General features: G+C 68.2%; 10 protein-coding genes. 9 read left to right on the top strand and 1 reads right to left on the bottom strand.

Annotated elements, in window-relative coordinates; translation table 11 throughout:
• The first annotated feature begins 49 nt into the window (after nt 1-49).
• The gene (locus ACFSNB_RS00515) at nt 50-2,338 is read left to right on the top strand and encodes a tetratricopeptide repeat protein (protein ID WP_377313451.1); all 2,289 of its coding nucleotides are present in this window, start codon (nt 50-52) and stop codon (nt 2,336-2,338) included.
• Between the two features lie 9 nt (nt 2,339-2,347).
• Here ACFSNB_RS00515 and ACFSNB_RS00510 read toward each other — a convergent pair whose 3' ends face one another.
• Nucleotides 2,348-2,842, bottom strand: a complete 495-nt coding sequence (locus ACFSNB_RS00510) for a hypothetical protein (RefSeq protein ID WP_377313449.1) — start codon at nt 2,840-2,842, stop codon at nt 2,348-2,350.
• 208 nt (nt 2,843-3,050) lie between these two features.
• On the opposite strand from ACFSNB_RS00510, the gene ACFSNB_RS00505 reads away from it, so the two are divergent.
• The 8 genes from ACFSNB_RS00505 (at nt 3,051) to ACFSNB_RS00470 (ending at nt 10,945) form a co-directional block, all read left to right on the top strand.
• Nucleotides 3,051-4,337 (top strand): GGDEF domain-containing protein, encoded by a 1,287-nt coding sequence (locus ACFSNB_RS00505; RefSeq protein WP_377313447.1) that lies wholly within the window; start codon nt 3,051-3,053, stop codon nt 4,335-4,337.
• 349 nt (nt 4,338-4,686) lie between these two features.
• Nucleotides 4,687-5,514, top strand: a complete 828-nt coding sequence (gene nifH, locus ACFSNB_RS00500; protein WP_465264555.1) for a nitrogenase iron protein — start codon at nt 4,687-4,689, stop codon at nt 5,512-5,514.
• 142 nt (nt 5,515-5,656) lie between these two features.
• Nucleotides 5,657-7,219 carry a nitrogenase iron-iron protein, alpha chain gene (anfD, locus tag ACFSNB_RS00495; protein ID WP_377313445.1) on the top strand — a complete coding sequence of 521 codons (1,563 nt, stop codon included), beginning with the start codon at nt 5,657-5,659 and terminating at the stop codon, nt 7,217-7,219.
• Nucleotides 7,220-7,231: 12 nt separating this feature from the next.
• Nucleotides 7,232-7,582, top strand: a complete 351-nt coding sequence (gene anfG / locus ACFSNB_RS00490; protein ID WP_377313443.1) for a Fe-only nitrogenase subunit delta — start codon at nt 7,232-7,234, stop codon at nt 7,580-7,582.
• 13 nt (nt 7,583-7,595) lie between these two features.
• Nucleotides 7,596-8,984 (top strand): Fe-only nitrogenase subunit beta, encoded by a 1,389-nt coding sequence (gene anfK, locus ACFSNB_RS00485; protein ID WP_377313441.1) that lies wholly within the window; start codon nt 7,596-7,598, stop codon nt 8,982-8,984.
• A 109-nt stretch (nt 8,985-9,093) separates the two neighbouring features.
• Entirely contained in the window at nt 9,094-9,837 is a 744-nt protein-coding gene (gene anfO / locus ACFSNB_RS00480) for a Fe-only nitrogenase accessory protein AnfO (RefSeq protein ID WP_377313439.1), read from the top strand.
• Nucleotides 9,834-10,472, top strand: coding sequence for a gamma-glutamylcyclotransferase (locus ACFSNB_RS00475; protein ID WP_377313437.1), 639 nt, complete (start codon nt 9,834-9,836; stop codon nt 10,470-10,472). Before anfO ends, ACFSNB_RS00475 begins: the two co-directional genes overlap by 4 nt.
• Nucleotides 10,473-10,549: 77 nt before the next feature.
• Nucleotides 10,550-10,945, top strand: coding sequence for a hypothetical protein (locus tag ACFSNB_RS00470; protein ID WP_377313435.1), 396 nt, complete (start codon nt 10,550-10,552; stop codon nt 10,943-10,945).
• Nucleotides 10,946-10,965: the final 20 nt, after the last annotated feature.

Raw genomic sequence — 10,965 nt, 5'->3', positions numbered from 1 at the left:
CCCCCGCCTACCATCGCTCGCGATGAAAAAAGGCGGAGACGACCCGATCGTGACCCTGGGCGATGACGAAGGAACGATCGCGGCCTGCTTCGCCGCCGCCCGCGACGACCATCAGGCCGGACGGCTGCTCGACGCGGCGCGGCGGGCCCGGGCGATCCTGGCCCGCGATCCCCGCCATGCCCCCAGCCTGCATCTGCTCGGACTGGTGGCCGATCAGGCCGGACATTCCCGCCTCGCCCTCGGCCTGATCGAGCGGGCGCTGGCGCTCGACTGGCTGGCCGCGCCCTATCATGCCAGCCTCGGCATGGTGCTGCGCCGGCTGGGCCAGCCCCGGCGGGCGGCGGCGTCCTATGAATCCGCCCTCAGCCTCGCCCCCGACTGGGTCGAGCTTCAGGTGCAGGCGGCGCTGCTGTGGCGCGAACTGGGCGACACCACCCGCGCGGCCGAGGGCCTGCGCGCCGCGCTGCGGCTGCGGCCGGACTGGGCCGAACTGTGGTTCGCCCTGGGGCAGGCCGAAAACGAACGGGGCCGCCCCGCCGAGGCCGCCGAGGCATTCGCCACCGCGGTGGGGCTGCGCCCCGACGACAACGAGGCCCAGCTCGGGCTGGGGCTGACGCTGAAGAGACTGGGGCGGGTCGAGGAGGCCGCCGCCGCCTTCGCCACGGCGGCGGCGCTGCGGCCGGAGGATCCCCGCGCCCGGATCAATCTCGGCGCCACCCTGACCGCGCTCGGCCGGCTCGACGCGGCGGCGGCGGCCTATCGCGAGGCGGCGCGGCTCGATCCCGGCCGGGTCGAGCCCCACAGCAATCTCGGCATCGTCCTGCTCAATCTCGGCCGCCACGACGAGGCGGCGGCGGCGTTCCAGGCCGCGCTGGCGCTGCGGCCCGACATGGCCGAACTGCATTGCAACCTCGGCAACCTGCACAAGACGATGTGGCAGTTCGAGGCGGCGGCGGCCCGCTACCGCACCGCGCTCGACCTCAATCCCGGCCTCGCCGCCGCCTGGGTCAATCTCGGCATCGTCCACGCCCTGGTCGGCCAGCCCGAACAGGCCTGCGCCTGTTTCGAAAGCGCGCTGGCCACCGATCCCGGGCCGGACGACGCCCTGGCGATCCAGCGCAGCCTGCTGTTCACCGCCGCCAGCCGCGACGATCTCGCCCCCGAGGCGATCGCCGCCCTGCACCGCCGCTTCGGCCAACGCTATGGCGGGCGCGGCCCGCTGGCCCCCCGCCCCGCCGCCCGCACGGGAGAGGCCGGGCGCCGGCTGCGGGTCGGCTATCTCGGCTCGGATTTCCGCCGCCATCCGGTCGCGACCAACCTGCTGCCGGTGCTGCGCGCCCATGACCGCGCCCGGTTCGAGATCCATTGCTACAGCCTGGGCAGCCGCCGCGACGAGATCACCACCCAGTTCGAATCGCTGGCCGACGGCTTTCATCCGGTCGCCGGCCGCCCCGACGAGGCGATCGCCCGCCAGATCGCCGCCGACGGCATCGACATCCTGGTGGTGCTGGCCGGCCGCTTCGACCAGAACCGCCCCTCGGTCGCCGGCTGGCGGGCGGCGCCGGTGCAGATCAGCCTGTTCGACGTCGCCACCTCCGGTCTGGCCGAGATGGATTATCTGGTGGCCGACCGCCGGCTGCTGCCGCCGGGGGGGACGGAATATTTCACCGAACGGCCGCTGCGCCTGCCCCGGTTCTACCTCGCCGACCTGCCGCCGCTGCCGCCGCCCGGCCCGGAGCGCCAGGGAGCGCCGGTGTTCTGCTGCTTCAACAATCCGGCCAAGATCGGCCCCGCCACCCTGGCGCTGTGGGGCCGGCTGCTCACCGCCCGCCCCGACGCCCGGCTGGTGCTGAAATACATGGGGCTGTATGCCTCGGCCGAACTGCGCGCCCGCTTCCTCGCCGCTCTCACCGCCGCCGGCGCGACGCCCGACCAGATCGAGATGATCGCCGAGCATGACGACGAGGCCGGGTTCCTCGCCCGCTACCATGACGCCGACATCGCGCTCGACCCGTTCCCGTTCTCGGGCTCGACCACCTCGTTCCAGGCGCTGGCGATGGGGGTGCCGGTGATCACCTGGCCCTGGCCGCGGATGATCAGCCGCTGGAGCGCGGCGATGCTGGCCCCGCTCGGGCTCGACGAATTGATCGCCGGCTCGGCCGAGGATTATCTCGCCCGGGCGCTGGCCGCCGCCGACGGGGTCGCCGGCTGGCGGCGGCGACGCGGCGAGATCCGCGCCGCCCTCGCCACCTCGGCGCTATGCGACGGCCCACGCTGGACCCGCCAGCTGGAACGGCTGTATCGCGCGGTGTGGCGGCGGGCGCTGGGCGCGGGCTGAGCGCCCCGCTCAGCCCCCGACCGAGGGCGCGACCGGCAGCCAGAATTCGCGATTGCGCAGAATCAGGGTGGAAACGGTCTGCGTGCTGCTGCGATTGTCGCAGGACACCATCTGGGCGTGGGGAATCCCGTCCACGGTGACGCGGATCGCCACCACCTTCCAGCTTCGTCCGCGCGGATTGCCCGCCTTGACGAACAGATCGCCCTCACTGACACCACAACTGTCCCGACTGATCATTCTACCCCCGCATGGTCCCTTGGCCGGCGCGCCGCCCGCGCGCCCGACCGGCTGACCCGGCCGATCATTACAAGCCGCGACCAAAAAGGAAAGAGACGATGCCCGGGGAAAATCGTCGTTTTCGCCAACGCCGACCCGGGCGGGGATCATCGCGGGCATCCCCCCACCCAGGATCGCGCCTTGCGGGTCGGTCGGGCGCGACGGAGTGTTGTCGCGCCGGAAAGGCATGCGCCGAAACCGCTGACGGGATATGATCGGGGCCGTCATGACGTCGGCACAGTTTTCCCGGGGCGGAGAATTCATCGACCCCCGTCAGGAAGCCGCTTTCCGCCAGTCTCATCTGGACGAAAGCGGCCGTCGTCTGGTGCTTGCCTTCAAATGGGCCGCTCTGGTTAATATTCTATTCTATGCGAACGACCTGAGGTTTCTTTCCGGGCCGCATTTCCCGGCCGCTGTCGCGGCGCGGACCGACATCGTGCTTGCCTCGCTGCTGTGCTGGCTGCTGGCGCGGCGCGGCACCACCCTCGCCGGCCAGCATCGCCTCGCCCTGCTGTGGGCGGCGCTGACCATTCCGGCCTGCGCCGTGCTGGTCACCCCCCATTCCGAACCGGCCTTGCTGATCCTGTTCGTGCTGCCCCTGATCTATTACCTCCTGCTGCCGCTGCGCTTCGCCTGGGCGGTGGGCTGCGGCGCGGCCTGTAGCCTCGCCACCCTGGCCGGCTATGTCGCCGTCACGCCGCCGAGCCAGGCCGATCTCGGCGTCGCCCTCGGGGTGGTGACCGTCAACGTGGTGCTGGCCCTGGCCCTGGTCGGGGCCAACCGCGCCCATCGCCAGGAATGGGCCGCGCTGGCCTCGGAACGCGCCGCCCGCCAGGAATTGGCCGAGCACCGCGAGATGCTCAACCAGCTTCTCCTCGCGGTGCCGGCGCCCTTGCTGATCCTGGCCCTGCCCGAAGGATCGCTGATCCGCGCCAACCGGGCCGCGTTCGACTATTTCGGCCCCGCCGCCGGCGGATCCGGCACGGTCGAGGGGGCGCTGGCCCGCCGCGATCTGACCCGTCTGGCCGCCCTGCTGCGCCGCCACGGTCACGTCACCGGCTTTGAAACCCACCTCGCCCTGGCTGACGGCCAACGCCGCGACGTGCTGCTCGACGTCACCGTGGCCCCGCTCGGCCAGCGCCGCGCCGCCCTGGCGGTGGTGGTGGACATCACCGAGCGCAAACGGATGGAGCGCACCCTGCAACGGCTGGCCCTGACCGATCCGCTGACCGGACTGGCCAACCGCACCCGTTTCTTCGCCGCCGCCGCCGCCGAGATCCGCCGCAGCCGCCGCTACGGCCATCCGCTGGCGGTGGTGATGATCGACATCGACTTCTTCAAGCGCATCAATGACGGCTTCGGCCACGATGCCGGCGACCGCGCCCTGCGTGGGTTCGCCGGGCTGTGCCGCGCCCTGGTGCGCGATCAGGATCTGGCGGCCCGCATCGGGGGCGAGGAATTCGCCCTGCTGCTGCCGGAAACCGCCCCGCCCGACGCCCTGGCGCTGGCCGAGCGCCTGCGCGCGGCGACCGAGGCCGGCCAGGGCCTGGACGGCCTGCCGCCGATGACCGTCAGCCTCGGCCTCTCTTCGCTGCGCCCGGGCGAGACGGCGATCGACCCCGCCCTGTCCCGCGCCGATCAGGCGCTTTACCAGGCCAAACGGGGCGGCCGCAACCGGGTGGTCTGCGCCGATCCGCCCCGCCCCGAACGCAGCCAAGCCTGACGGCGGGCGGATTTACCCGTTCCGCCCCTCCATCGGGCGAATTTACCGAACCGGAACAGGCGGTCTCGATCAATTAAAATTCGCAGGCCGCTGCGGGATTCACCGGATTGTAAAAATGATCCCGGGCTGAACCGGGAGCGGACATTCCGCCGCTCCCCGGCCGCACCGCGTTCGGGGCGAAAGCGTTATGTATCCTTGCTTTATAGCGTGGGGAGCCAACCGACCCGAAAAAAAGAGCGGGTCGAAGCGGGAGTGACCCGGCATCTGGCACGGTGGTTGCTTTCCTAATAACCACGAAGACGGGCTGGGTCCGTCGCAGAGGTTCCACCGACTAGGGAGTTCCCCCATCATGACCCGCAAAGTCGCCATTTACGGCAAGGGCGGTATCGGCAAGTCCACCACGACGCAAAATACTGCCGCTGCGCTGGCCCACTTTCACAACAAGAAGATCTTCATTCACGGCTGTGATCCCAAGGCCGACTCCACCCGCCTGATCCTCGGCGGCAAGCCGCAGGAGACCCTGATGGACGTGCTGCGCGAGCAGGGCGCCGAGAAGGTGACCTTCGACAAGGTGGTCAAGACCGGCTTCATGGACATCCAGTGCGTCGAGTCCGGCGGGCCGGAGCCGGGGGTTGGCTGTGCCGGCCGTGGCGTGATCACCGCGATCGACCTGATGGAATCGCTCGGCGCCTACACCAACGACCTCGACTTCGTCTTCTTCGACGTGCTGGGCGACGTGGTGTGCGGCGGCTTCGCGATGCCGATCCGCGACGGCAAGGCGCAGGAAGTCTACATCGTCGCCTCGGGCGAGATGATGGCGGTCTACGCCGCCAACAACATCTGCAAGGGCCTGGTCAAGTACGCCAAGCAGTCCGGCGTGCGCCTGGGCGGCATCATCTGCAACAGCCGCAAGGTCGATGGCGAGCGCGACTTCATCGAGGAATTCACCTCGGCGATCGGCACCAAGATGATCCACTTCGTGCCGCGCGACAACATCGTGCAGAAGGCGGAGTTCAACAAGAAGACCGTCACCGAGTACGACAACAAGGAAAACCAGGCGCTGGAATACGCCACGCTGGCCAAGAACATCATCGAGAACACCGACTTCGTCATCCCGAAGCCGCTGTCGATGGACCAGCTGGAAGTGATGGTCGAGAAGTACGGCCTGCTCGACTGACGCCGCCCTCTCCGGCGTCAGGCGGCGAAGCGTTCGATCGGGACCGGGGCGTCTGTCTGCCTGCCTGTCTCGCTCACCCCCGATTAACGCTTCGCCGCGCGCCGGCGCCGACCGCCCGCCCATTCCGCGAGGAGTTCCCCCTATGCCGTATCATCTGTTCAAATGCAGTGAATGCATCCCCGAGCGGGGCAAGCATGCCGTGATCAAGGGTCCGGGCGAAGACCTGACCCACGCCCTGCCGCTTGGCTATCTCAACACGATCCCCGGGTCGATTTCCGAGCGCGGCTGCGCCTATTGCGGCGCGAAGCACGTGATCGGCACCCCGATGAAGGACGTGATCCACATCAGCCACGGCCCGATCGGCTGCACCTACGACACCTGGCAGACCAAGCGCTACATCAGCGACAACAAGGACTTCCAGCTCCATTACACCTTCGCCACCGACGTGCGTGAAAAGCACATCGTGTTCGGCGCCGAGAAGCTGCTGAAGCAGAACATCGTCGAGGCGTTCAAGGCCTTCCCCCACATCAAGCGCATGACGATCTACCAGACCTGCGCCACCGCGCTGATCGGCGACGACATCGACGCCATCGCGGAAGAGGTGATGGAGGAGATGCCCGACGTCGACATCTTCGTCTGCAACTCGCCGGGCTTCGGCGGCCCCAGCCAGTCGGGCGGCCACCACAAGATCAACATCGCCTGGGTCAACAAGAAGGTCGGCACCGTCGAGCCCGAGATCACCAGCGACTACGTCATCAACTACGTCGGTGAATACAATATTCAGGGCGACCAGGAGGTGATGCAGGACTATTTCAAGAAGATGGGGATCCAGATCCTCTCCACCTTCACCGGCAACGGCTCCTATGACGACCTGCGCGCGATGCACAAGGCGCAGCTCAACGTGCTCGAATGCGCCCGCTCGGCCGAATACATCTGCAACGAGCTGCGCGTCCGCTACGGCATTCCGCGCCTCGACATCGACGGCTTCGGCTTCGGCCCGCTGTCGGCCTCGCTGCGCAAGGTCGGCATGTTCTTCGGCATCGAGGACCGCGCCGAGAAGATCATCGCCGAGGAAACCGCCAAGTGGAAGCCCCAGCTCGACTGGTACAAGGAGCGCCTGAAGGGCAAGAAGGTCTGCCTGTGGCCGGGCGGCTCCAAGCTGTGGCACTGGGCCCACGTCATCGAAGAGGAAATGGGCGTCAAGGTGGTGTCGGTCTACACCAAGTTCGGCCACCAGGGTGACATGGAAAAGGGCATCGCCCGCTGCGGCGAAGGCGCGCTCGCCATCGACGATCCCAACGAGCTTGAAGGCTACGAAGCCCTCGAGATGCTGAAGCCCGACATCATCTTCACCGGCAAGCGCCCGGGCGAGGTGGCCAAGAAGGTCGGCGTGCCCTACCTCAACGCCCACGCCTACCACAACGGCCCCTACAAGGGCTTCGAAGGCTGGGTCCGCTTCGCCCGCGACATCTACAACGGCATCTACTCGCCGATCCACCAGCTCGCCGCGCTCGACATCAGCAAGGACGAGATCCCGACCGACCGGGGCTTCGCCACCACCCGGATGCTGGCCGACGCCAGCCTCGACCCCGAGGTCGCCAACGATCCGAACCGGTGCGAATACACCGGCCAGTATGACCTCGTCAAAGACCTGCGCTCGCGGACCTATCCCGAGTTCCCGCGCAAGGCCGATGCGGCCGAATAAGGAGCTGACCCCATGAACGAACTGAGCAAGGACCGGGTCGAGCAGCTTCTCGACTGCATCATGAAGAATTGCCTGTGGCAGTTCCATTCCCGCGCCTGGGACCGCCGACGCCAGAACGAGGAAATCCTCAAGAAGACGGCACAGCTTCTGTGCGGTGAAGAGGTCGATCTCAGCACCCCGCATGACCGCTGCTACCACGTCGACGCCTACTGGCTGGCCGAGGCCTATCGCAAGGACTATCCCTGGATCAACGCGATGTCCAAGGACGAGATCAAGGCGTTGATCAAGGCCCTGCATGAGCGGCTCGACTTCGTCACCATCGACGGGTCGCTCAACGAAGAACTCACCGATCAGAAGTACTAGGAGGGCTCCCCCCATGTCCTGTGAAATGAAGCTCAAGGAGCGGATCGGCACCATCAATCCGATCTTCACCTGCCAGCCCGCCGGCGCCCAGTACGCCTCGATCGGCCTCAAGGACTGCATCGGTCTGGTCCATGGCGGCCAGGGCTGTGTGATGTTCGTCCGCCTGCTGATCTCGCAGCACCTCAAGGAGAGCTTCGAGATCGCCTCCTCCTCGGTCCACGAGGACGGGGCGGTGTTCGGTGCCCTCAACCGGGTCGAGGAAGGCGTCGACGTGCTGCTGATGCGCTATCCGCACGTCAAGATCATCCCGATCATCACCACCTGCTCCACCGAGGTGATCGGCGACGACGTCGACGGCGTGGTCACCAAGCTCAACAACGGGCTGCTGAAGGAGAAGTATCCGGGCCGCGAGGTCCATCTGATCCCGGTGCACACCCCGTCCTTCGTCGGTTCGATGGTCAGCGGCTACGACGTCGCGGTGCGGGACTTCGTCAAGTACTTCTCGCAGAAGAACAAGCCCAGCCTGAAGATCAACCTGATCACCGGCTGGGTCAATCCGGGCGACTGCAAGGAGCTGAAGCACATCCTGTCCGAGATGGACATCGAAGCCAACGTGCTGTTCGAGATCGAGAATTTCGACTCGCCGCTGGCGCCCACCAAGGATGTCGTCTCGCATGGCGACACCACCATCCAGGACCTGATCGAGACCGCCGACGCCCAGGGCACCATCGCGCTCAACCGCTATGAGGGCGGCGCGGCGGCCAAGTACCTCGAAAAGCGCTGGGACGTGCCGGCGATCATCGGCCCGACCCCGATCGGCATCCGCAACACCGACACCTTCCTCGCCAACCTCAAGGCGATGACCGGCAAGCCGATCCCCGCCTCGCTGGTCAAGGAACGCGGCATCGCCATCGACGCCATCACCGACCTGGCCCACATGTTCCTGGCCGACAAGAAGGTGGCGATCTACGGCAACCCCGATCTGGTGATCGGCCTGGCCGAGTTCTGCCTCGACCTCGGCATGAAGCCGAAGCTGCTGCTGATCGGCGACGAGAACCCCGGCTACGCCGATGATCCCCGGCTCAAGGCGTTGCAGGAAAACGTCACCCACGAGATGGAGATCATCACCAACGCCGATTTGTGGGAACTGGAAGACCGCATCAAGAACAAGGGCCAGGAATTCGACCTGATCCTCGGTCACTCCAAGGGCCGCTTCGTCTCGATCGACTACCAGATCCCGCTGGTCCGGGTCGGCTTCCCGACCTACGACCGCGCCGGTCACTACCGTCACCCGGTGGTCGGCTACAACGGCGCGATCTGGCTGGCCGAGGCGATGGCCAACGCCCTGTTCACCGACATGGAGTACAAGAAGAGCCGCGAGTGGATCCTCAACGTCTGGTGATATCCCCGGGGAATGGGATGTGGGCTCCGCCCACACCCGCCGGGGCCGCAAGGCCCCGGACCCCGTGACCCTTCTCCCCCCCCGCCCTTCGGCAGGAAAGGTCGCCGCCATGAAGATCGCCGCCTATGTCGATCAGTCCGGCCATGTCACCGGGCTGTTTTCCCCCGGCTCGCTCCGGGTCTACCAAAGCCAGGGCGATGCCTGGGCCGAAATCGGAGCCTTCGCCCTCACCGTCGATCCGGCCCAGGGGCTGGGGGCGATGAAGGCCCGCCTGCGCGACCTCTGCGCCCTGCCCGAATTGCAGGATTGCCGGGTGCTGCTGGCCGAGGGCCTGACCGGAATCCTGCCCACCCTGCTTGAATCCTTCGGCTTTCATTGCTGGAGCAGCGACGGCTACGCCAAGGCCCTGCTCGACGAGGTCGCCGGCCAGGAGCGCGCCCGCGCCGAGGCCGAGGCCGCCGCCCAGGCCGAAGCCTGTGCCAGCGCCGAGGCCTGTGGCACCACCACCGGCGGCGGCGGCTGTGGCGGCGGCTGTGGCGGCGGCGGCGGGACCTCGCGCCCGATCGGCCTCGGCCTGCCGACCCTGCCCGAGCCCGAGGCGCTGGGCGGTGGCCGCTTCCACCTCGACCTTGCCGCCGCGCTGGCCGGCGGCGGCGGGCTCAATTCACGCGATATCCTGCTGCCGTTCCTGCATCGCGGCGGCTTCGAACGGCTCGACCTCGATTGCGACCACCTGCCGCGCTGGTTCGGGCCGACCCTGGCCGAACTGGGCCTGACCGCCACCACCGAGGCGGCCGGGGCCGGGCTGCATGTGGTGGTCCGGCCCCGCCCCGGCGCGGAGCGTCCGGCATGAGTGGGGACGACGACACCCTCCCGGCCGAGAGCGGCGAGGACCTGCCCCCGCTGCTCTATTTCCTCTGCGGCCTCGACCTTCACCCCGAGGTGATCGCCCAGCGCTGCCGCAACCCGCGCTATTTCGGCCTCGCCACCCTGCCCGACCACGCCCTCGCCTTCCGCGGCTACAGCAAGCGCTGGGACGGGGCCGAGGCCACCGTGGTCGAGGCGCCGGGACAGACCCTGTTCGGCGCGCTGTACTGGCTCGACGCCGAGGATTCCGAGCGGATCGATTTGTGGCTGGGGGTGCGGTTCAACGGCACCGGCAGCGCCTTTCATTTCCCGGTCGAGGTGATCGACCAGGACGGGGTGATGCAGGAGGCGCTGATGCACAAGCCTGACAGCCTCGGCCCGCCCGGCCTGCCCAGCCGGGAATACCTCGCCCTGCTGATCGCCGGGGCCGAGGCGCGCGGCCTGCCCGCCCCCGAGATCGCCCGGCTGAGGGCGACGGCGTCGAAGCCGGCCGCCTACCCGGTGCCGCGCCGCAACCTGCTCGACGAGATCGATCTGGCCGGCGCCCTGCCCTGCTCGGCCTGCGCCAATTTCATCAGTCAGGACGAGGAAATGGACCAGGACACCGGCGAGGGATTCTGACCCCGCGCCGGCCGCCACGAAAAGGCCGCATTGGCGGCGCAGGCTGCGTTCTGCCTTCGAAAGAAGAGGAGGCCGCGATGAAAGCCTTGACCGTTTGCGGCGCCGCCGCGCTGGCCCTGACCATCACCCTGTCGGGATGCGCCACCCCCGAGGCCGGCCCCGCCCCCGGCTGGGGGCAGCCGGCCGCCCGCCGCGCCGGCCCGCCGGTCGCCATCGGCAACGGCCTCGGCAGCGAATTCGGCAATTACCCCGCCCGTCCCGATGGCGTGGCGACCGGAGCCAATGGCGAGACATGCACCCTGTTCGACTGGGACCGCCCGCTCGGCCACGATCTGGCGCTGCGGCTGCGCTCGGCCTCATGCGAGGCGCCCGGCCGGCCCGGCACGATGGTCTCGACCGAACTGTCGCGCGCGGTGATCCCGCTGGCCGCCAGCCCGCTGCGGACCGATTCGACGGTGACGCCGCCGCTGTAACCCGGATCAATATCCTCCCT

This window comes from Phaeospirillum tilakii, from assembly GCF_042683125.1.
Lineage (GTDB): Bacteria > Pseudomonadota > Alphaproteobacteria > Rhodospirillales > Magnetospirillaceae > Phaeospirillum > Phaeospirillum tilakii.
Note: the sequence above shows the minus strand (reverse complement) of the source record. Positions and strands in the feature narration are given on the sequence as shown.